A 22099-nucleotide genomic window follows, 5' to 3' on the forward strand; every position below is an offset into this window, starting at 1 on the left:
TTATTCTATCAAATAAAAAACTGTGTGAGTAAGGAACCGTACGCATTCCTTACTTACACAGTTAATATTACACTCCCGGCATTTTGGTTGAATGGATACATATTCTCTTATTCTAGAACCGTAATAGCCGATGACACCGTTCACTTGTTGTAGTTCACTACACCTCCAAGCAATTGTTGCACCAATGCTAAAGCCAACGACATAAATGGAGGAGTGACGATTCTTTAAATCCAAAATCACATCTTTCACTTTTTCAAATGCAAAATCGAATCCTACTTTGTCAATAAAGTGCTGATAAGCGGTTTTTTCTTGAGCATAGTCAAAGGGTTCTTCTCTTTCTAGTAAGTTTGGGCATAGAACTTGATAGCCATAATCCTCTAATTGTTTTTTATAAGTTCTTATATGTGAATTTACTCCATATATCTCATGCAGTAAGACGATTGTCTTCATCGTGTCATTTCTTTTATTCATCTCTTGGGGTCACTTCCTCCTTTATCCTTCACTTCGGTTACAGTAGATTACTAGTACAATTTCGACATCATCACTAAAAACCCCTTGTCCATTCTAGATGATGGAGGTCCTTGAAATCCTATAATCTCCCTTTAGTGGAAAGGGAAAATGGTAAGATATAATAAGTGTAAGTAGTTGGCTGTTCGAAGAGAGGGATAGATTTGAGAAAGACGTATTTTGTTTGGCTAGCAATTGTTGCGCTTGTTTGGATCAGTGCTTTTATAGAATCTTCGCTTGTGCTGGGTACCTTTGGTCTAGCATGTTTTTGCGTATATTTGCTTCTTCTTTTCATTCACCCCTTAGTTAAAGAGCACCCGATCGCTAAAGTGATATTGTTTATATTGCAAGCGACGATGGTGTCCTTTTTGTTTCATTCTGCAGGGCATGGTAGCAACACATATTTGCTTCTCATTCAAGGGTTACTGCTTGCTGAGGCCGTCCATACTTTATCTCGTGTACATAGTATAGTGCTCCTGTTTTTTCAAGTAGGAGGTCTCTTTTTGTTCTTTAGTACGAATGAATTTGGAATCGATATATTTGTCTCTAGCCTGTTAGTGATAATAGGTCTTTTATGGTATCAAAGTATTCTTTTAAAAGGACAGGAGCTTTTCCAAAGAAATGAGGCGTTGGTTGGTGAATACCGAAGAATGAAACGCCAACTTGTAACAGAAGAGGAACAAACGAGACAAGATGAAAGAATGCTAATCGGACATGAAATCCATGATTCCGTTGGACATAAGCTGACTGCATTATTAATGCAAATTGAAGTATTTCGTTTGAAAGCCGATAAAAAAGATCGAGAAACAATTGGCAATATTAAAGGACTAGCACAGCAAAGTTTAGATGAGACAAGATCAGCGGTAAAATCCTTTAAGCAAAAGGATATTGGTGGCTTGCAAGGAGTGATTCGCTTAATTCGTCGGTTAGAAATTGAGAGCTTTATGAAAATTCATTTTACCGTTAAGCATGGGGCGTTCGCCTCCCCACTATCTGGAGAACAGTCCTTTGTTATTTATCGCTCAATTCAGGAAGCATTAACTAATATTATGAAGCATAGTCCAACGAGATTGGCAGAAGTTACTTTTGAATCTCCGGGTGGAAGCATCTTTCGCTTTGAGGTCATGAATGTTGCAAATACGAATCAAGCATTTCAAGAAGGGTATGGTCTTAAATCTATGAGGGAGCGGTTAGAGAAGGTAAATGGTTCATTAGAGGTGGTAAAGCATCAGGATCAATTTATTGTAAGAGGAACCATCCGAATGACAGATAGGGGGGATACGATGTGATTCGAGTTTTGTTAGCAGAAGATCAAGTATTGGTTCGACAAGGCATAAAGGCGATGCTGGAAACGGATGAAGAAATTACAGTTGTGGGAGAGGCTGATAATGGTAAGAAGGCTATACAACTTTGTGAACAGCAAATATTTGATATTGCTATATTAGATATTCGCATGCCAGAAATGGATGGAATTGAAGCGGCAAAATCGATTCGTTCAAGGTTTCCCCATATTAAAGTGCTCATCCTTACAACCTTTGATGACCAACAATACGTGGTGGATGCTTTAAAGCTTGGTGTTAGTGGCTATATGTTAAAGAATGGTGATGCAGAGTCATTAATTCGCTCGATTCGAAGTGTATTAAGTGGAGGATTGTCCCTAGAAGATCATGTGGCTGCAAAATTGATGCCTGTCTTATTGTACAATCAAGAAGGTGTTCAAATTGACCCAACGTTAACACCGCGCGAAAGAGCCATTCTAACTTGTATTGGTGAGGGGTTAAGTAACAAGGAAACAGCGGAACGTTTGGGCTTGTCTATTGGGACAATTAAGAATCAGACGAGCAAAATTCTAGAGAAACTTGAGCTTAGAGACCGCACTCAACTTGCGATTTACGCCATTCGGAATCGATTGGTTTAAAAGAAGTGACGAAAGTCATATAGTGATGAACAAAGAATGACCAGAGTCAATAGTGGCTTTGGTTATTTTGCATTATGATGCAAATAAGATTCAACAAGGGGGAGGCTGACTTTATGCTTGAAGCGATTCATTTAACTAAATCATTTAAAGGAAAAAAAGTTGTACAGGAAGTTAATTTGTATTTGAACAGCGGAGAATCCGTAGGGCTGCTTGGACCGAATGGTGCAGGGAAATCGACGACAATCTCTATGCTTTCCACATTAATTAAGCCAACAAGTGGTGAGATAAAACTGAGCGGCATGGACATCATTCAGAAACCAGTGGAAATGCGAAAATTCTCGGGAGTTGTACCCCAGGAGATTGCTTTGTATCAAGAGTTAACTGCGTACGAAAACTTAAAGTTTTTTGGGTCCATTTATAAATTGAAAGGCGAGCAGCTTGAAAAAAGAATACAAGAGGCACTTGAAATCGTTGGTTTAACGGATCGTCAAAAAGACTTAGTTAAAACGTTCTCGGGTGGGATGAAACGACGTATCAATATTGCTGCTGCCCTTTTGCATAAACCAAAGATTTTAATATTAGATGAACCGACAGTTGGAATTGATCCTCAGTCTAGAAATCATATATTAGAAACAGTTCGAAAGCTTAATAAAGTTGATGGAACAACGATTTTGTATACGAGTCACTATATGGAAGAAGTCGAGCAGCTTTGTGATCGCTTATATGTTATGGATCATGGGAAGGTCATTGCTCAAGGAACGAAGGATGAACTATTAAGTATATTATCTACAGATGACAAGGTGAAGATTGAGCTTAACCGGGTGGATGATGAGTTTATCAATAAAATTCAGCAATTAGATGGTGTTCGAAAAGTCGAAACAAAAGATTTACTGATCACAATAATCGTGAAAAAAGGGAGTAATTTAATTACTCATTTGGTTCATTTAGCAGATAGCCATGGAATACAGCTATTAAATTATCAATCAGAGACACCGAGCCTAGAGGATGTTTTTTTACACCTAACTGGCCGAACATTACGAAATTAAAGAGGGTGTACTCATGAAAAGTTTTATTAAAAAAGACGTCTTGCTGTTTTTGCGTGACCGAAAAGAGCTGATTATGGCGATCTTACTGCCAATCATTTTAATTTTTGTCTTAAATTTTACTTTCTCCGGAATGTTTGATAGTGATGATGAGTTATCAATGGATTTAAAGCTTGCAGTTGTAAATAACGATGAAAATGCTGCTACTGACTTAGCGAGCTTACAAGAGAAGTTGATTCAAGCTGCCCAATTTACAACGGAAGAGGCAGCTAGGACGGTTGAACAGGCAAGTCATTGGCAGTTTCAACATCATTTATCTGCATATTTAAACAGTGATGAAGTGAAGAAATGGTTAACAGTATATGAATTTACGGAAAAGGAAGCAATCGAACAGGTAGAAGATGGTGTACTTGATGGAATGGTTGTTATTCCTGAAGAATTTACTGTTAATACATTGTACGCCGCATTAATGGGGGAGAAACCAGTTGCTTCATTGGAATTTCGAACGAATACGCAGACACAAAAGAGCCAGGTCGCTCATCAAATCATTCAAGGGTTCTTAGACCATATGAATCGTGAGCTCATATTCATGAGCGGAGATAGACCAAGTGCTATTGAAACCCCAACAATTGAAGGGGGGATGGAGAGGATTGATAACGCTGATCCAATTACAATGAAGCAATATTTTGCGATTGTGCTTTCAGCCATTTTTGCAATGTTTATTGTGGTGACGGTTGCAACGAAAACAGGTGCTGAAATCCGGCAACAAGTATTTAATCGGGTTCTATTATCGCATAGTCATCCGATTAATTTTATAATTGGAAAAATGGTCTCAACTTTTATCCTTGTATGGATTCAAATGATGGTTGTCTTTGGATTCTCTCATCTGCTTCTGAATGTATTTCCTAACAAGAACTTTATCTTTTGGATAGGGATGATCGGATTGGTATCGCTGTTCTCGTTAACAATGGCGGGGCTAGCGTCACTATTTACTTCGATTTCTCTACGAGTAAAAGACCCTGAAGCAGCAGTTGGACTATTTTTGTTAATCATTATTATGCTGGGAGTTATAGGCGGGAACTTTGTTCCTATTTATCTGTTTCCAGAATGGTTACAAGCAGTAGGGAAATGGACTCCAAATGGCCAGTTTTTATTTATAGCATCGGAGTGGATTCAATATGGTGTAAGCATATCTCTTATCATCTCTGGAAGTGCACTCATCGCATTTGCTGCATTAATGACGATGGTAGCCCTCTGGCTTTATCCACAAAGGAGGGGAGCATAATGAAAACAATATTATGGGCCCAACTAACAAAGGATCTCCGCAATCCGCTCGTCCCGATCTTGTTCATAGTAGGGAGCATAGTTGCAACACTTGTATTTTCAAGTGGAATCCAGTCACCAACGGTTATCGGACTTTTTAGTGAAGAAGTCAATTCTTCTGGGGTCGTTAAAAAGTGGGAAAGAGTGTTAAATTCAAATGATGCTTGGCAGTTTGTAGTGATGGAGCCAAGCGAAGCGAGAGAGCGAATCCGCGATGGGCGTTTGGACATTGCTGTGCATGTACATGAGCATGATTATCGTCTCTTATCTTCTAGAGAAGATCCGATGGTCTCTTTTGTGCAGCAACATATAGAAAAGGAGATCCATAATGAGCTATGGATTGAAGCTGTTGTATATGAAGGCTATGATCGATCATTGATAACGGATAGGCTTGCGAATGCACCGCTTCAAATAGAAGTGAAAACACTTGATCAAAAGACCATTCCATCATTTGATATGAGAACGCAGCTTTTATTTGCCTTTACCTTCCTAATTGCTATTTTTCTTCTAGGAATTAAAGTGAATAATGTTTTGAATGATAAAGTAGCAGGCATGTGGGATCGTATCATCTTATCACCAATGAAAAAAACGAGTATGTATTGTGGATATATTCTATACAGTTTTCTTATCACAATGTTTCAAATATCAATTGTGCTAGTATTGTTTAAATATGTAATGAATTACGAATTAGGAGATCAATTATTACTTCTCCTTTTCATTTGTGCGTGCTTCACTTTTAGTATGATAAGTATTGCGATGTTGATTACTGGCTTTGTTAAAACGCCAGAGCAGTTTTATATGATCTATCCTTCTATCGTACCTTTGATCCCGCTCATAAGCGGGGCGTACATGATGCCGGGAACAATAACCAATCCAATTCTATTATTTATTGCCGATTTATTCCCGATGGTTCATGCACTTGAGTCCATTCAATCTGTAATTTTTTATAATGCTGGATTACAGGATATCCTAATGCAGATCCTAATCATGCTGCTAATAGGAATTGTCGCAATGGGAATTGGCATCAACTTAATTGAACGTAAGGCAAGTTAAACAAAAACCTGAGTGGATTGATGAAGATTGCGTATTTAAGTAAGGAATCGATAAGAGTGTAAGGCGGTGACACCGGCGAGATCAAGATTGTCTATAACGTAATAAACACATCCCCACTTTTAACGAGAAAAGAGTGGGGATGTGTTTATTTACTAGATCTCAAGCCAATTGATCCCTTTTTTTAATAAGTTTAATGTTTCGGTTTCAGATCCTTCTTTTGGCTGATAATTATAGGGCCAGCTTAGGAAGGGAGGTAAGCTCATAAAGATGGATTCAACCCTGCCGTTTGTGTCTAATCCAAATTTTGTTCCTCTATCATAGACGAGATTGAATTCTGCATAGCGACCACGACGAATGCGCTGCCACTGTGTTTCCTCTTCACCATAAATTTTGTCCTTGTTTGCATGCACGAGTGGTTTATAAATAGGTACGAAGGATTCTCCTACATCTTTTACAAAGCAGAATAGGTCTTCAATCGTATTCTCTTTGTTCACTTGTAGTCGGTCGAAGAATATACCGCCAATTCCACGGGTTTCTTGCCGATGTTTAATGAAAAAGTACTGATCTGCCCACTCTTTAAAGCGCCCATAATAGCTAGGGTCATGGCGGTTGCACAGTGCGGCAAGGCTTTGATGAAATTGCCTCGCTTGTATAGTGTCAATGTAAATGGGGGTAAGATCAATTCCTCCACCAAACCAGCTGTCGCCATTAGACATTTCAAAGTAGCGTATGTTCATGTGAATAATCGGAACATACGGGCTGACTGGGTGCAACACAATCGACACGCCAGTTGCAATAAAGTCATGACCAGTAGGGAGGTTAAGGCCAGTGGACATTTTTTCCGGAAGCTGACCGTGAACATAGGAAAAATTTACGCCACCTTTTTCAAAAACACTTCCACCTTCAATAACGCGAGCTCTACCCCCACCTCCACCTGGTCGCTCCCAAGCATCTTCTTTAAAGGAAGCTTGTCCATCAAGTGCCTCAAGTTCTCGGCAAATGTTATCTTGTATCAACTCAAATGTTTCTTTTATATAGGTTTTATTCACTTCTATCCGTGCTGTTCCCACTTTGTATCTCCTTTCAAAAAATGAGGATGATTAACTTCCATAAATTCCAATGATTTTACCTATTATACCATTTAAATTCAAATAATTTACAATATTTAGTTTTATTATTTATTGATCAATTGCATAAAATGTTTTTTTTGGTTTAATAAAGATAAGAGGTTAATTTCGTATGTGAAATGAACAATTAGTAATGGAGGGAGAATAAGAAGATGTACGAGCTAAAAACGAAAGAAACAGATAATAGTGTCATTCAATTCATTGAGGAAGTGGAAAATCCCAAAAAACGGGAAGATGCGTTTCGGTTATTAGATCTCTTTTCAGAATCAAGTGGATTTGAGGCAAAAATGTGGGGATCAAGTATTATTGGGTTTGGTAAATATCATTATAAGTATGATTCCGGACATGAAGGAGAGGCGCCCCTCATCGGTTTTTCACCAAGGAAAGCAAATTTTAGCCTGTATTTTGCACCTGGCGATCCTGACAGGGAAACATTGTTGCAACATTTGGGAAAACATAAAACAGGAAAAGCCTGTGTGTACATAAATAAGGTAGATGATGTAGATCAACAGATTTTAAAGAAAATGATTCAACAGTCCATCCTGTTTCTACAAGCTAAATATCCTCATTCATAGCATGTTTTGTCGTGATTATGGAAAAAGTATAACAATTGTTATCCAATTTCCGTAATCTTTTTTTGAAATTAGCATCATTTAAATTGCCAATAGAAAGGCATCTATTTTATACTTAAACTATCACGTTATAGTTTTTAGGATGAATGGATAAACCAATCTTAACTTGTGCATTTCATTTCATAAAGTATGACGTGTTGCTTCATATCAGTAATGCAATGTTTATATTTTCTTTGGAGGTGATCCCTCATCTGAGGGGATTAATTGGACATTATTACGTTAATAAATTTACTTTTGATTGTCGTACTACTTGCTTTAACAGCTTTCTTCGTTGCGTCTGAATTTGCAGTCGTAAAAATTCGTAAATCTAGAATTGATCAATTGATCGATGAAGGCAATAAGAAGGCAATCATCGCAAAAAAAGTGGCAAGCGACTTGGATTATTATCTATCAGCATGTCAATTAGGTATTACAGTTACTGCTTTAGGTCTAGGGGCAATTGGTAAACCAGCAGTAGAACAAGTATTGTATCCAGTTTTCTCGTATTTCGAGGTTTCACAAACTGCTTCTTCAATTGCTTCTTATGCGATTGCGTTTATATTGGTTACCTTCTTACATGTTGTTGTAGGTGAAATGGCGCCAAAAACATTGGCCATTGAATTCTCTGAAAAAGTGACTTTATTGTTAGCTGGACCCCTTTATTGGTTTGGAAAAATAATGTCACCGTTTATTTGGGTTTTAAACGGATCTTCTCGTTTCTTATTAAAATTATTTGGTGTAAAAGCGAATAGCGAAGACCACGCTTATACAGAAGAAGAATTGAAAATTGTCATGACCCAAAGCTACCAAGGTGGAGAGTTAAACCAAACAGAGCTGCAGTATATGGAGAATGTTTTTTCTTTTGATGAACGTGTAGCAAAGGATATTATGGTTCCGAGGATTAATGCTATTACACTTGATCAAGACATGTCCTATGAGGATATTGTCAAAAAAATAGATGAGTATAACTATACCCGTTATCCGGTTACGACGGATGAGGATAAAGATAAAATCATTGGTGCGGTAAATGTGAAGAAGATGCTTAGTAAAATGGCTAAAGAACAAACGCTTCAACTTAGTGATTTTGTTCGCGAACTTCCTGTTGTTTTGGAATCAACAAGAATTCAAGAAGCATTAGTGATTATGCAAAAAGCAAGAATTCATATGGCACTCGTAATTGATGAATATGGTGGGACATCAGGAATTCTTACTATGGAAGACATAATGGAAGAAATTGTAGGGGAAATCCGGGATGAATTCGATCAGGATGAGCTTCCAGAAATTCAGAAAATCAGTCAAAAGGAATATTTAATAAATGGCCGCGTCCTTCTAGAAGAGTTAGAGGATCGCTTCGGGTTTCAATTTGAGAATGATGAGCATATCGATACAATCGGTGGCTGGATTCAATCGCAAACAATGGATGAAGTGAAAAAAGGCGATAAAATCCAGCATGGAGAGCATGTGTGGATTGTAAGAGAAACGGATAAATTCCAGATTAAGCAAGTGAAGTTATTGAAACAAGAATTAAGTACAACTTAGTCTAACAGTTAGGCCTATAAGCAACTGTAAATAGATTTTTATTTAGGAGAGTGTTCTTTGGACGGATTAATTATTTTAAACTTGTTTTTAGTAGCTGTTTTTATAGGGTTAACAGCATTCTTCGTTGGTGCAGAGTTTGCAATTCTAAAGGTAAGAATGTCTAGGATTGATCAACTCATTTCCGAGGGAAATAAAACGGCACTAATTGCTAAAAAAGTAACGTCGGAATTAGATTACTATTTATCAGCTTGTCAGTTAGGAATCACAATTACAGCCCTAGTGTTAGGGGCTTTAGGTGAACCAACAGTAGAGCGGATGCTGCGGCCATTGTTTGATGAATTCAATGTGCCTAGCGCGCTTTCAACCATTCTATCTTATACTATTGCACTCTTAATCGTAACGGTACTTCATGTTGTCCTTGGAGAGTTAATGCCAAAAACGCTTGCGATTCAATATGCAGAAAAAATGACGTTGATTCTGGCTCGACCTTTGTATTGGTTTGGTCGGATTATGTATCCTTTTATTTCAGCATTAAATGGTTCTTCTCGTGCCTTACTTCGTGTATTTGGTGTGAAGCCAGCAGGGCATGACACAGTTCATTCTGAAGAAGAATTGAAGATGATCGTGACCGAAAGCTATGAGAGTGGAGAAATCAATCGAACAGAGCTTGATTATTTAGAGAATATCTTCGCCTTTGATGATCGTATTTTACAAGATATTATGATTCCAAAAGACAAGGTTGTCATGGTGTATAAGGATATGCCTAGAGAAGATCGCTTAGACTTTTTAGATGAGCATGGGCTTACTCGTTATCCAGTGATGGAAAACAAGGATGCAGCATTGCCGATCGGTGTTGTCAATGCTAAGGAAATGTTGACAAATTTAGTTGCTGGAAGAAGGAAGGACGTAGAGGAATACATTCATGACGTTTTATTCTTCTCAGAGAAAACAGCGATACGTGAAGTTCTTCTGAAGATGCAACAAAGCCATATGCATATGGCGATTGTAACGAATTTCGAAGGGGAAATGGTCGGAATTGTAACAATGGAAGATATACTAGAAGAAATCGTTGGAGAAATCCGTGACGAGTTTTGATGATGAAGAAACAGCCAAAGTCGAATTTTGACATTGGCTGTTTCTTTTTTATATTACTCGTGCAAGTGTAATTCCATCTCCGATTGGAAGAAGAACAGCTTCCAATTGAGGGTGGTTTGCAACGGTTTCGTTAAATGCCTTCATAAAGGAGGTATATCGTTTTTCAGCAGCTGCTTCATCCGCCACACTTCCGCCTGCTAATACATTATCCATCAAGATTAATGCACCATGTTCTGCTAACTCGATGCAATAGCGTAAGTAGTTTTCATAATTTTCTTTATCTGCATCAATAAAGAAAAAGTCGAAAGTTTGATTGCTTTGCTTTAAGCTCTCAAGACTCTTGAGTGCCTCACCTGTTAAGTATGTGACTTGATTGCCAAACCCAGCTTCTGATAAATGCTCTTGTGCAAGAGCAGCGAATTTTTCTTCTAGTTCTAAAGAAGTAAGATGTCCACTTTTCCCAAATCCTCTTGCTAAGCAGATTCCGCTGTATCCACCAAGTGCTCCGATCTCTAGTACCTTCCTTGCACCAGAAATATTTACAATCATTTTTAGCAATTTACCTGTGCTTGAGGAAACAGAAATATTGCGCATTCCATTCTTTTTAATCGTAGTTGTTACTTTTTTTAATAACTCATCTTCATTCGCAAAAACCTCATCGATATAAGAATTAATTGTTTTCATAAACGACCTCTCTTCTAGAATGAATCAAGTCACAATAGGCTTTGTGCTGCTTTAATTATAATAGATTCTCTATATTTTAATAAAGATAAAAAGAATTTATTGTAATGAATAAATGATGAAATATTGTCTGAAAGATTTGCTAGCTTTAAAGAAAGAAATATCATCAAAGCAAGAATTGTAAGGAGTGCAGCTGTATTGAGAAAAGGATTAGAACAGGAAAAGCAGTATATAAAATGGTGTGAAGACACGATCCAGCTTTTGGATAGCTGTCAATTTTTATGGCAGGGCGATTTATATCCCTATGTAAAAGTAGAGAAGGCCTTCACAGAGTATTTTGCTGACTTATTAGAGATTGAACAAACATAGAGCTCTTGTATATGTGGAATTAAAAAGAGGAAGGGGCCATTTGAACCCTTCCTCAATTCATTTTATTTACGATAAACTCGCGTTCTGTCACCCGAGAGCTTCTTCCATTTTGCTTTCTCAGCTAGCTCTGCACGTTTGTCTTCCTTTCGGGCAAGGTAAGCGAGTTCTCGTTGTAATTTTACATAGCTATTGTAGCGACCTTCATCCAGGTCACCGCTAGATAATGCAGATTGAATCGCACACCCTGGTTCAGAATGGTGTTGGCAATCACGGAATCGGCATCTTTCGGCAAGCTCTTCGATATCTGCAAAGCTATGGCTTAACCCTTCATCCGCATCCCAAAGCTGTAATTCACGCATGCCTGGTGTATCGATAAGGATGCCGCCATCTTTCGTTACGATGAGTTCTCGATGTGTTGTCGTATGACGTCCACGGTCATCGCCTTCGCGTATTCCGCTTACTGCCTGTTTTTCTCCCCCAAATAATGAGTTGATCAAGGTTGACTTTCCGACACCTGAAGATCCAAGTAAAGCAACCGTTTGTCCTTCTCCTAGGTAGGTTTTCAATTCTTCTATACCTAGATCTTTCTCAGAACTAACGACGTGGATTGGTACACCAAACGCAACGGACTCCATTTCACTCACTTTTTCATCGAGGTCTGCACACAAGTCTGCTTTGCTGAGGATGATGACAGGGTTTGCTCCACTTTCCCACGCCATTAATAAATAGCGCTCCACTCTGCGCACATTAAAGTCAGCGTTTAATGCATTCACGAGAAAGACCGTATTCACATTGGTGGCGACAATTTGTTCCTCGGTCGTGACTCCAGCTGCTTTTCTTGAAAATTTACTCATTCTTGGCAAAATCGCATGAATGGTTGCCTTTTCTTCTTCAGGTCGAGCTGAGATGACAACCCAGTCGCCAACCGCAGGATAATCTTCTCTTCCTTCAGCGAGATGACGCATTTTACCTGTAACCTCTGCTAGTAATTCACCATGCTCTGTATAAATACGGTACATCCGTTTATGTTCAAGTGCGACTCTCCCGACTGTGTATCCTTGCTGTTCAAAAGCTTTAAAAGCCTCGTTAAAAAATTCGTTCCATCCTAATGTTTGTAATTTCATTTGTTTATTCCTCCAATGATTGAATAGAAAAAAGAACCGTTTTACATAACGGTCCTCTTTTAGTATTTGGGCATACAAAACATGCCGACATAATAAAAAACCGTTGACTTATGAATGCACAAGCCCACGGTTTTGAGTCATCAATGAAGAAATAAACGAAAAAGGTTTATCGATCCGTATTCCCAGAGGGCTGTGCTATGAAATTGACAATAGACGTTATTAATTGATTGCTATTCATAATCCATCACTCCTCTTGAAAATCATATTTGTTCATTTACTATAGTTTATTCTAAATGAGATGTAAAGTGATTTTAATTAAAAGTTTATTTTTTTCTGAAAAAAATGGGTGCAATGTATTGCATTTGCGGAATAGAATAGAAATTCGAAGCATAATCAAAGTACTGCATAAGGAAGAAAACGTGCAAACATCAAAAAGGTAGACTGCCGACGTGACAATCTACCTTAAGTGTATCTTTACTGACTAAATTCCTTACATAGGTTGGACATTTCAATTGCTGTTGCGGCTGCTTCATAACCTTTGTTACCAGCCTTTGTTCCCGCACGCTCAATTGCTTGCTCGATTGTATCAGTTGTTAAAATTCCAAATACAATAGGGACACCTGTCTCCATGCTTGCTTGGGCAACTCCTTTCGTTGCTTCGTTGCTCACATATTCAAAATGAGCGGTTGCACCTCTAATGACAGTGCCTAATGTAATAATAGCGTCATACGATCCTTTAGACGCCATCTTCTTTGCAATAAAGGGCAATTCAAAGGCACCTGGTACCCAAGCTATATCAATATCCTCTTGGTCTACACCATGCCTAATCAAGCCGTCTTTTGCACCATCCAGCAGTTTCCCATTAATCAATTCATTGAAACGAGCAACGACAATTCCTATTTTTAAACCCTTTCCCGTTAAATAACCTTCATAAATCTTACTCATGATACATTTTCCTCCTCATACATAATTTAAAAATTCTTAATTTGTCAATCATCGATTGTCTTTTAACTTCCTAGTTCAAAAACTATCTTATGCTTTATTCGAAATTCTATTAAATCTTGAATTGTGATGATTTTTAGAGAATGTTTCTTCGCAAATACCATTAAATCAGGCACCCTAGCCATTGTTCCATCATCATTCATAATCTCACAAATGACACCGATAGGTTTAGAATCAGCTAATAGGGCAAGATCAACGGTAGCCTCAGTATGACCAGGTCGTGCTAAGACGCCTCCTTCTCTTGCGATAAGGGGAAAAACATGTCCTGGTCGGGTGAAATCCTCTGGTAAAGTTTCCTCCCGAATCATTGCTTGAATGGTAGTGGCTCTTTCAAAGGCACTTATACCTGTGTGAGACGATTTATGGTCAATGCTTATTGTGAATGCAGTACCTTTTGCATCTGTATTTTGATCCGTCATCATATGCAAGCCTAATTCATCTGCTCTTTCTTTTTCCATTGGTGTACAAATTAACCCACGACCATAAGATGCCATAAAATTGATCATGTCAGCTGATGCATACTCAGCTAGGCCGACTAAATCTCCTTCGTTTTCACGATCTTCATCGTCAATTACAATAATGACTTTGCCTGCTTTTAAATCTACTAATGCTTCCTCGATTGTATGAAACATTTGAGTGTCCTCCGATATTTTAAAATCCATTTCTTTGCAACAAGTCCTTCCAGCTTTCTTCACTTCTAGTATCTTTATGTTGAAGGAATTCGAATACATATTTGGAAATCATATCGCACTCGATATTAACCGCATCGCCTACTCGTTTTTGTTCTAAAATAGTATGACCTTGCGTATGAGGAATCAGCGATATCATTAATTTATCTCTTTCCACTTCAAATAGTGTTAATGACACACCATCAACGGTGATTGAGCCCTTCTTTATAACATAGAGAAGAACGTCTTTAGAGACTGAGATTTCCAAATATAATGCATTCGATTTTTTGGTTCTTTTTGTAATGAACCCAACGTCATCAACATGTCCAGATACGAAATGACCTCCAAAACGGCCATTTGCTGCCATTGCGCGTTCTAGATTTATAGAATCTCCTGTACGTAGTAATTTAAGTGAAGTATGGTTGTACGTTTCCGGCATCACATCCGCAGTAAATTCTTTGCTAGAAAAACTTGTAACAGTTAGACAAACGCCGTTTATGGCAATACTATCGCCAATATGCATATCCTCGAGAATCTTCGTCGCACATATCTCTAATGACAGCGATTCTTTCGCATGCTTTATGCTAAGGAGCGTACCAATTTCCTCTACTATTCCTGTAAACAACCTTTTCAATCCTTTCTATTTGTACTTGTACTTTCACCAAACTATTTTCATGCAATTACGATGAGTAGATGCACCTATAAATAAAACAATGCAATTTAATAGATCTCGAATAGGGAAAACTCCACCTCGGGGCATGGGGTGGTTTGAATGGAGGAAATAATTTGTTTTTATAGTTGAGTATTCGATTAAAACGATCAACCATTAAGGGCATGATCATTCTTGGGAATTGTCGTTCTACTAGTACGACTAATTTTTTTTCATTGCTAGAATCATATGCTACTAGTCTATTAAAGGGAAATCTCTTCAGCACAAATAAACATACATACCATTCTCTATTTTTAACTTGGACCTTACTCAAAACTTCACCTCCTTAAATAAAAAACCCGTACATTCATGTACGGGGCGATTTTTTCACATCATCAAATAGACGTCATTAAAATTCATTTTAAAAACGTCTTTTTTTCCTTCTCCCATCCAGACTTTCACTGTCGGCTTTGGAGTTTCACCAAATCCACCGGAACAAGATACTTGCTACGGGTCACGGACTTAGAACCTTCGTTCATCACCGCCGGTTGGGAATTTCACCCTGCCCCGAAGGAAATCTATTCGATTGAGACTAGTATACCATAGACTATTTTAAAAAATATACGATCCGCTTATAAAATTGAAAGGTACGAACCTACGGGGAACATCTAACAAGAGTTCAATTCTGATGGAACTACTAACATAAAAGGTTGATCGTTACTGCCGCTTAAGAAGTATAAATCATTCACGAGAGAGTCAGACAGCATGGGACTAGCCACTTTATATTGGCTTCAAAATTCAAAGTGGAAAAGTAATTTATTTTTGAAAAAGCAGGGGATGCATCGACCGTAAGAGAATGTATTAGTTCTGTGAAAGGTGGGAGAGTACAATGAAAACAAAAGTTTTGGAAATCAATAAACAAAGCTGGGATGAGGTAGCAGAGCGGTTTTACGGGAGAAACCCGTTACCTGAGTATGGTCCGCTTGCACCAACAGAAGATGAACTTCAACTGCTAGGAGATGTGAAAAACAAAAAGGTACTTGAAATCGGCTGTGGGAGCGGTCATTCATTAAAATTTATGGATCAGCACGGTGCGAGTGAATTATGGGGGATCGATCTATCAACAAGCCAAGTTCATGCAGCTAAAAAAGTGTTGAGCGAATCAAATGCACGGGTGTCTTTATTTGAATCGCCGATGGAGGAAAACCCAGGTATACCAAAGAATCACTTTGATCTCATCTACTCGATATATGCCATTGGCTGGACGACAGATCTTGATCGCACATTGGAGTTGATTTTTCAATATTTGAAAAAAGATGGTCTCTTTGTCTTCAGTTGGGAGCACCCATTTTACAATCGATTAAAAAGTGAAGATGGACTTTTAGTGATGGAAAAGTCATATCATGATGAAGGTCCGTATGAGCATGGGGCTTGGAATCATCCGGCCATCATGCAACAGTATCGCTTAAGTACGTACATAAATATGTGCATAGAAAAAGGATTTAAAATTGAGAAGGTAGTCGAGGATGTACGACTGTCTGCCGAGGATGTTAAACGCCATTCAAACAGGTGGTATTCGTATGAGAAGGCGTCAAAACTTCCAACTAGCTTTGTTCTAAAATGTAGAAAATAATATTCAGGTGGGAACGTAATGAAGAAGATTCATTTTGCTTGGATTATATTGATCATCACATTTTTCTCTGTCATCGTAGCTGGAATTATCCGGTCATCAGCTGGTGTATTTGTTATCCCGTTTGAGACAGAGTTCGGATGGAATCGCTCAATGATTTCGTTAGCTCTCGGTATATCCTTATTCATTTACGGATTATCAGGGCCATTCATGGGTGCATTCGTTCAAATGATTGGATTAAAAAGAATGATGCTTTACTCAATGGGTGCTTTGATGATTTCTTTAGGCTTTACTTTTGTGATGACAGAAACTTGGCATCTCATTTTAATCTGGGGCATTATGATCGGATTAGGTTCATCGCTGTTCTTAACGGTGCTCAGCCCAATTATCGCCAATCGGTGGTTTGTGAAGAATCGCGGATTGGCTGTTGGGATTTTAACCGCAAGTACGGCTACAGGTCAGTTGATTTTATTGCCGCTTTTAGCTTATATCATTGAAGAATATCAATGGAGAATGGCCATTGGAGTTATTCTAGGTCTTGGCATTGTCATGTTCTTTTTTGTCCTTTTCTTTATGAAGGAGTCTCCAGAAATAGCTGGGACTACACCATATGGAGGAAGCTATGAAAGTCATTCTTCTGAAAAGAAGCAAATGAGCAATCCTTTTAAACTCGCATTTTCAATATTAGCAGAGGCATGCAAAAATAAAGCTTTTTGGCTGTTGGCTGGTAGCTTCTTTGTTTGTGGTCTTTCTACATCTGGATTAATTGGAACGCATTTCGTTTCGTATTGTGTGGCCTTTGGGTTGACAGCAGTCATTGCCGCATCAATGATGTCAATCATGGGTGTATTTGATTTAATTGGAACAACGCTTTCTGGATGGCTATCAGACCGATTTGATAATCGCTGGCTACTGTTTTGGTATTATTCTTTGCGAGGTCTTTCATTGCTCTTGCTCCCGTTTGCGTTGTCAGAAGGTTCTCATATGCTCCTTTTGATCTTTGCGATTTTTTACGGTCTTGATTGGATCGCGACCGTGCCACCAACAATTAATATTTCTAGAAATATATTCGGAATGGAGAAGAGTGTCATCATTTATGGGTGGATCTTTGCATCCCACCAAATTGGCGCAGCAGTCGCATCCTTCGGTGGTGGGCTTGCATTTGATCGTTTTGGAACATATACAGCTGCCTTTATGGGAGCTGGAATTCTTTGCTTTTTAGCAAGTCTATTTGTGATCTTAATTCATAAGCAAGATGGCATGGTGAAACAACCATAGAATATGGATCTCTTTTGTTAATTAATATCGGGGAAATATGAGCGTATGTTTCTATTTTGATATAATGAAAAAGACGAAAAATAAGGAGAAACATCATATGAGTGTAAATGTCAAAATTCAAGAGTTAAATGAAGAAAATTGGTATGAGTGTTGTACGTTGAAGCTATCAAAAGTACAAGAAAGTTACCTTGAACCTAATTCAATCTCGATTGCACAATCAAAATTTCAGTTATCGCTTAAGTGCTTTGCGATTTATTTAGATCAATCCATCGTAGGATTCGCTATGTTTAACACAGAAAAAGAAGAATTAGATGGATTCTGGATCTACCGCATTATGATTGATGAGCGTTTTCAAGGAAAAGGAATTGGGAAGAAGGGGATGCAACTCGTTCTAAATGAGATGATTTCTATGACAGATGCTAAGAAAGTAGTTGTGGGTTACCATCCTGAGAATACAGGTGCACATGAATTATATAAAAGCTTAGGTTTTATCGATGAAGGAGTTAACTTTGGAAAAGAAATGGCGGTTGTTAAATATATTTCATAGAATCGTTTAATGGTCTATGAGTTCAATTGCTTTAATAGTTTTAAATGATATGAACCGGTGATTTACAAAACGAAAATTAATTTTAAGCTATGCCCCTATCTACAGATAGGGGGCATACAATTTATAACACAGACTAGAATTTAGCTCCAATGCGAAGGTCTTTTAATATGTGATGGCAGTTTTGTATGTACATTTCCTTTTGCGGAATTGATTTGAGACTGTGTTAAAAAGAGTGCACCTGATAAGTTGGCATTTATAAGGTTAGCATCTCTAAGATCTGCTCCTATTAAATCAGCATAGCTCAAGTCGGCAGATGTTAAATTTGCAGCAATCATAAATGCACCTCGAAGGTTCCACCCTCGGAAATTTCCGCCTTTTAAATCTTTCCCCATCCAATCAATGTTTTTCTTATCTGTTAATTTTGCTCCTTTCCCGTAATCTTTTCTATATAAGGTACTTGCTTGGATGAAAAGCTCATTTGCTTTTACGCGGTGAGTATATAAATCTGCTACTAGGATTCTATCAGGAGTTGCTAATGTTAATTCATACATTTCACTGTATAAATGCTGAAGCTGCATGTGGATAGAAGCTGTTTCTTGTAAATGTATTGCTTGATTAAGATACAAAAGCATCTCATGATATTGCTGGATAATGCGAAAAACCGAAAACATATCTTCGTTTGAAACTTGACTGCTTTTCCAATCCTTTCCTTGATAAACATGTTGGGAGACATGCTGTCCAGCACCGAAGCATTCATAAGACACGCAACCATGAAATCCTGTCTCTTTAAGTTCTCGATGAATTTGACATGTATAATCTGATCGGAGGTTTTTACAAGGTTTTCCACCATCTTTATTAAAAGGAAAATCCGTAGATTTCGCATACGGCAAAGCGACACAGCATAAGCCGAAGCAATTTGAGCAGTCTGATTGATACCTAATGTCCATTACATTCACTTCCAAGAAAATTGTTTTTTTACCTAGTCTTCTTTTCTAGCCGAAACAGGCTAATTCCTTTAATTTTATAATAACAAAAAAGGATTCTTCTCTGTATTAAGAGAATTATAAGCAGTTGTGGAACTTTAAGGGGTGATGAAAAGTGTTGATAGAATCAATAGAACGTAAAAATAAGGAGCTTACCTTTCAAATACGATCAGGAATCGAAGAGGACGCGGCAGAATTATCTGATCTGAGAATGCGATTAGATGGGGAAACGGAATACTTTAATAGAGAAAGAGGCGAACAGTATTTAGATGAAGAAAGTTTTAAACAGATTATTCGTTCGGATGCAGAAAGTGTAAACAGTCTACTAATTGTAGCTGTGGTAAATGAGAAAATTGTTGGTTTTTTAAGAGGAGTAGGTGGCGAGCTGAATAGAAGCAGGCATAAAATAGAATTTGGGATCGGAGTAATGAAAGAGTATTGGGGCTTTTCAATTGGTGCGGCATTATTAGAGGCGTTTATTGAATGGGCAGATCTTGGAGGACTAAGAAAAATTCAATTGGAAGTTTTAGAAAGTAATAAGCGTGCCATTGAATTGTATAAAAGGTATGGATTTAAAGAGGAAGGGCTTCTAATTGATGATAAAAAAATAGGAGATCACTATTACAACACTATTATAATGGGAAGGATCAATCAGAGATCCAAATGAGTGGTTTCAGAGAAAGAGCTGAAGCTGGTCTTTCTCAAAGTTTAGTAGATTGTAAAAGAGTACCGAAATCGCACTCGTTTCACATGTTGGAATGATTTCTAGATTCAACGAGCCACCTTTTACAACCAAGATACATCAAAGTGCATCTATTTAGAAATCGATAAATTTTCCGAAACCTTTGGAGGATATAACCTTGGAGATTATTACAGAGAGATTAAGGATTATTCCTTGTACATATGAAATGAAGCAAAAATATAAGGACGCATATTCTATGGGGCCTCATATTGATTATTATCTTCACTCACTATCGTGTGACCAAGCACAATATGGTTGGGGAGTTTGGTTTGTCCTTACCTTAGTGAACGATGAATTGATTGGAGATATTGGATTTAAGGGCAAGCCTGTCGATGATTCAGTGGAAATTGGATATGGATTGAATGAATCTGCTCGTGGCTTCGGTTATGCAACAGAAGCGGTATTAGCCATTATGAATTGGGCTGTTTCAACAGGGGAAATTAATAGAATTAAAGCAGAATGCTTAAAAAGTAATAGTGCATCCATTCGAGTGCTTGAAAAACTGAACATGAAAATGGTTCGGGAAGTCGGAGGGCTTTATCACTTTGAGAAAGGGGCATACTGATGAAGATTCGCTTGACTGATTACCAAGATGAATGGAAAAGAAAGTTTGATGATGAAGCACAGTTTTTGTCTAATTTTCTCGGAGTAAATATAATTATGATTGAACATTTTGGAAGTACTTCTGTACAGGGAATGAAGGCAAAGCCAGTGATTGATATCCTTTGTATAGTTCAAAGTATAAGTGGGGTCGATAAGTTAAATCATCGCTTTATTGAGTTAGGGTATGATGTTGCAGGCGAATGGGGTATATCTGGTAGGCGACTTCTTAGAAAGGGTGGAGAGAATCGAACTCATCATATTCATTTTTATGAAGAGAATCACCCGGAAATTCATAGACATCTCGTGTTTCGAGACTATTTACGTGCTCATCCACATGAAGTAAAAGAATATAGCCATTATAAAGAAAGCTTGGCGCTTAAGTACGATGATACAGCGGAGTATAGTAAGGCAAAAAAAGCATTTGTAAGTGATCTTGAGAAGCGTGCACTTAGGTGGGAAAGCATGATGGATTTTCTTTCAAGAAACAGCGATTGAAACAAGAGGATAACCCTATTATTAAAGCTTAGATCCATTGATTGTAAATGAAATGTACTCTGTAAAGATTAATGTAAGATTAACAAGAATAGAGGAGGAGGAGTATGCATGGCTGAGCAAATGGTACAAACTGAGGTCATCATAAATGCGTCAGTAAAAAAAGTGTGGGAGGTACTAGTTACTCCAAAATACGTAGCTGAATGGGATGAACTACCTGAAGATTATCCAGCTGAAAAAATGAAAGAAGGTAGTAAAGTCGTTTGGGATTTACCGAATGGAGAACAGTCGATCACAAAAATTATTAAAGCTGTTGAAGAAAAAGAATTAGTCATTGCATTGATTGGGACAGGCTGGGAAATCAAGCCCCCGGAGGGTGCAGTAGCTTACCATTACTTCCTTGAGGAAAGTAATGGTCAAACGGTGCTAAAAATCAACATAGGTGATTTTTCTCTTATTAAAGATGGGGAAAATTATTATGATGCATCTGTCGAGTTTGCTGAACAATCGAAAGAAACGATAAAAAGACTTGCTGAAGGATTAAAATAAGGAATTGGCTTATGCCTATTCCTTATTTATAAAAGAATGGAGTTTTTTTATATAAACAATTTGACCGATATGATAAGCGTTATGGGTTGTGGTATTTCCAAGTATCGCCCACCACTCTGCCTCGACAGGAAAGCCCTCTACGTTTTTAGCTAATCGATCTTGTTCATTTATTAGGTCATCCCACTTTAAGAGAACGGATAGAAGATTTTCCTTTAAGTTTGTAAACGAAGACGTGGCATCAACTTCAAACGTAAGGTCATTGTCAGAAATAGAGGTTGCACCACTAAAATGGCCTTCTTCATAACGTTTCTGCCAAATCTCATTCCAAAAAATAAGGTGTTGAACAATTTCAGCGATACTATGAGTTTGCGGTTCTGGCTTCCAAAAGGCTTCCTTCTCACCAATTCCTTCAACAGCGTCTTTAAAGCATAAATACCAACTAGGATCATTTGCATTCGCTAATAATTGATTCGTTAAGATGACTTTTGCAGTGGTCAAGTGGATCACTCCTATTTTTAAGGGTATCTTTTATTGTTTCTATGCGAATTAAGAGAACCCTTTATTCT

General features: G+C 37.9%; 24 protein-coding genes, 1 pseudogene and 1 riboswitch. Of the genes and pseudogenes, 16 read left to right on the forward strand and 9 right to left on the reverse strand.

Annotated elements, in window-relative coordinates; genetic code table 11:
• Positions 1-471, reverse strand: coding sequence for a dienelactone hydrolase family protein (locus AC6F34_RS13275; RefSeq protein WP_500772911.1), 471 nt, complete (start codon positions 469-471; stop codon positions 1-3).
• A 200-nt stretch (positions 472-671) separates the two neighbouring features.
• On the opposite strand from AC6F34_RS13275, the gene AC6F34_RS13280 reads away from it, so the two are divergent.
• The 5 genes from AC6F34_RS13280 to AC6F34_RS13300 all read left to right on the forward strand — a co-directional run bounded on the left by AC6F34_RS13280 (position 672) and on the right by AC6F34_RS13300 (position 5844).
• Complete coding sequence (locus AC6F34_RS13280) at positions 672-1796, forward strand: sensor histidine kinase (RefSeq protein WP_500772913.1); 1125 nt, start codon at positions 672-674, stop codon at positions 1794-1796.
• Entirely contained in the window at positions 1793-2425 is a 633-nt protein-coding gene (locus tag AC6F34_RS13285) for a response regulator (protein WP_500772915.1), read from the forward strand. The genes AC6F34_RS13280 and AC6F34_RS13285 overlap by 4 nt, the downstream gene beginning before the upstream one ends.
• A 113-nt stretch (positions 2426-2538) precedes the next feature.
• Positions 2539-3471: an ABC transporter ATP-binding protein gene (locus AC6F34_RS13290; RefSeq protein WP_500772917.1), complete on the forward strand. Its 933-nt coding sequence runs from the start codon at positions 2539-2541 to the stop codon at positions 3469-3471.
• A 13-nt stretch (positions 3472-3484) separates the two neighbouring features.
• A complete protein-coding gene (locus AC6F34_RS13295; RefSeq protein ID WP_500772919.1) occupies positions 3485-4753 on the forward strand; it encodes an ABC transporter permease in 1269 nt (422 codons plus the stop codon).
• On the forward strand, positions 4753-5844 hold the full coding sequence (locus tag AC6F34_RS13300) for an ABC transporter permease (protein ID WP_500772921.1): 1092 nt from the start codon (positions 4753-4755) through the stop codon (positions 5842-5844). The genes AC6F34_RS13295 and AC6F34_RS13300 overlap by 1 nt, the downstream gene beginning before the upstream one ends.
• Before the next feature lie 152 nt (positions 5845-5996).
• Here the strand turns inward: AC6F34_RS13300 and hemF are convergent, their stop codons facing one another.
• Positions 5997-6914 carry an oxygen-dependent coproporphyrinogen oxidase gene (gene hemF, locus AC6F34_RS13305; protein WP_500772923.1) on the reverse strand — a complete coding sequence of 306 codons (918 nt, stop codon included), beginning with the start codon at positions 6912-6914 and terminating at the stop codon, positions 5997-5999.
• A gap of 209 nt (positions 6915-7123) precedes the next feature.
• Here hemF and AC6F34_RS13310 point away from each other — a divergent pair, with 209 nt between their 5' ends.
• From AC6F34_RS13310 to AC6F34_RS13320, 3 genes are all read left to right on the forward strand, one after another.
• Positions 7124-7546: a DUF1801 domain-containing protein gene (locus AC6F34_RS13310; RefSeq protein WP_500772925.1), complete on the forward strand. Its 423-nt coding sequence runs from the start codon at positions 7124-7126 to the stop codon at positions 7544-7546.
• Positions 7547-7807: 261 nt separating this feature from the next.
• Entirely contained in the window at positions 7808-9121 is a 1314-nt protein-coding gene (locus AC6F34_RS13315; RefSeq protein WP_500772927.1) for a hemolysin family protein, read from the forward strand.
• Between the two features lie 57 nt (positions 9122-9178).
• Entirely contained in the window at positions 9179-10216 is a 1038-nt protein-coding gene (locus AC6F34_RS13320; RefSeq protein WP_500772929.1) for a hemolysin family protein, read from the forward strand.
• 48 nt (positions 10217-10264) lie between these two features.
• On the opposite strand, the gene AC6F34_RS13325 is transcribed toward AC6F34_RS13320, so the two are convergent.
• Positions 10265-10900: an O-methyltransferase gene (locus tag AC6F34_RS13325; RefSeq protein ID WP_500772931.1), complete on the reverse strand. Its 636-nt coding sequence runs from the start codon at positions 10898-10900 to the stop codon at positions 10265-10267.
• A gap of 195 nt (positions 10901-11095) precedes the next feature.
• Between AC6F34_RS13325 and AC6F34_RS13330 the strand changes: the two genes are divergently transcribed.
• Complete coding sequence (locus AC6F34_RS13330; protein ID WP_500772933.1) at positions 11096-11266, forward strand: hypothetical protein; 171 nt, start codon at positions 11096-11098, stop codon at positions 11264-11266.
• Between the two features lie 62 nt (positions 11267-11328).
• Here AC6F34_RS13330 and rsgA read toward each other — a convergent pair whose 3' ends face one another.
• The 4 genes and pseudogenes from rsgA to ribE form a co-directional block, all read right to left on the reverse strand.
• Positions 11329-12390: a ribosome small subunit-dependent GTPase A gene (rsgA, locus tag AC6F34_RS13335; protein ID WP_500772935.1), complete on the reverse strand. Its 1062-nt coding sequence runs from the start codon at positions 12388-12390 to the stop codon at positions 11329-11331.
• A gap of 474 nt (positions 12391-12864) precedes the next feature.
• A complete protein-coding gene (gene ribH, locus AC6F34_RS13340) occupies positions 12865-13335 on the reverse strand; it encodes a 6,7-dimethyl-8-ribityllumazine synthase (protein WP_500772937.1) in 471 nt (156 codons plus the stop codon).
• Positions 13336-13424: 89 nt separating this feature from the next.
• Positions 13425-14024 (reverse strand): annotated as a pseudogene (ribB, locus tag AC6F34_RS13345) (3,4-dihydroxy-2-butanone-4-phosphate synthase); the annotation flags it as partial.
• A gap of 19 nt (positions 14025-14043) precedes the next feature.
• The gene (gene ribE / locus AC6F34_RS13350; RefSeq protein ID WP_500772939.1) at positions 14044-14685 is read right to left on the reverse strand and encodes a riboflavin synthase; all 642 of its coding nucleotides are present in this window, start codon (positions 14683-14685) and stop codon (positions 14044-14046) included.
• A gap of 458 nt (positions 14686-15143) precedes the next feature.
• A riboswitch (FMN riboswitch) is annotated at positions 15144-15288 on the reverse strand.
• Positions 15289-15598: 310 nt separating this feature from the next.
• Between ribE and AC6F34_RS13355 the strand changes: the two genes are divergently transcribed.
• From AC6F34_RS13355 to AC6F34_RS13365, 3 genes are all read left to right on the forward strand, one after another.
• Positions 15599-16342 (forward strand): class I SAM-dependent methyltransferase, encoded by a 744-nt coding sequence (locus AC6F34_RS13355; protein ID WP_500772941.1) that lies wholly within the window; start codon positions 15599-15601, stop codon positions 16340-16342.
• 18 nt (positions 16343-16360) lie between these two features.
• Positions 16361-17617: an MFS transporter gene (locus tag AC6F34_RS13360; protein ID WP_500772942.1), complete on the forward strand. Its 1257-nt coding sequence runs from the start codon at positions 16361-16363 to the stop codon at positions 17615-17617.
• 97 nt (positions 17618-17714) lie between these two features.
• Positions 17715-18164: a GNAT family N-acetyltransferase gene (locus tag AC6F34_RS13365; RefSeq protein ID WP_500772944.1), complete on the forward strand. Its 450-nt coding sequence runs from the start codon at positions 17715-17717 to the stop codon at positions 18162-18164.
• Positions 18165-18304: 140 nt separating this feature from the next.
• Here the strand turns inward: AC6F34_RS13365 and AC6F34_RS13370 are convergent, their stop codons facing one another.
• Positions 18305-19111: a pentapeptide repeat-containing protein gene (locus AC6F34_RS13370; RefSeq protein ID WP_500772947.1), complete on the reverse strand. Its 807-nt coding sequence runs from the start codon at positions 19109-19111 to the stop codon at positions 18305-18307.
• A 151-nt stretch (positions 19112-19262) separates the two neighbouring features.
• Here AC6F34_RS13370 and AC6F34_RS13375 point away from each other — a divergent pair, with 151 nt between their 5' ends.
• The 4 genes from AC6F34_RS13375 to AC6F34_RS13390 all read left to right on the forward strand — a co-directional run bounded on the left by AC6F34_RS13375 (position 19263) and on the right by AC6F34_RS13390 (position 21533).
• On the forward strand, positions 19263-19814 hold the full coding sequence (locus AC6F34_RS13375; RefSeq protein ID WP_500772948.1) for a GNAT family N-acetyltransferase: 552 nt from the start codon (positions 19263-19265) through the stop codon (positions 19812-19814).
• A 193-nt stretch (positions 19815-20007) separates the two neighbouring features.
• A complete protein-coding gene (locus AC6F34_RS13380) occupies positions 20008-20454 on the forward strand; it encodes a GNAT family N-acetyltransferase (protein ID WP_500772950.1) in 447 nt (148 codons plus the stop codon).
• Complete coding sequence (locus AC6F34_RS13385; RefSeq protein WP_500772952.1) at positions 20454-20987, forward strand: GrpB family protein; 534 nt, start codon at positions 20454-20456, stop codon at positions 20985-20987. The genes AC6F34_RS13380 and AC6F34_RS13385 overlap by 1 nt, the downstream gene beginning before the upstream one ends.
• Before the next feature lie 108 nt (positions 20988-21095).
• Complete coding sequence (locus tag AC6F34_RS13390; protein WP_500772954.1) at positions 21096-21533, forward strand: SRPBCC domain-containing protein; 438 nt, start codon at positions 21096-21098, stop codon at positions 21531-21533.
• 15 nt (positions 21534-21548) lie between these two features.
• On the opposite strand, the gene AC6F34_RS13395 is transcribed toward AC6F34_RS13390, so the two are convergent.
• Complete coding sequence (locus AC6F34_RS13395; RefSeq protein WP_500772956.1) at positions 21549-22031, reverse strand: DinB family protein; 483 nt, start codon at positions 22029-22031, stop codon at positions 21549-21551.
• Positions 22032-22099: the final 68 nt, after the last annotated feature.

The organism is Niallia sp. CD-39 (assembly GCF_059874745.1).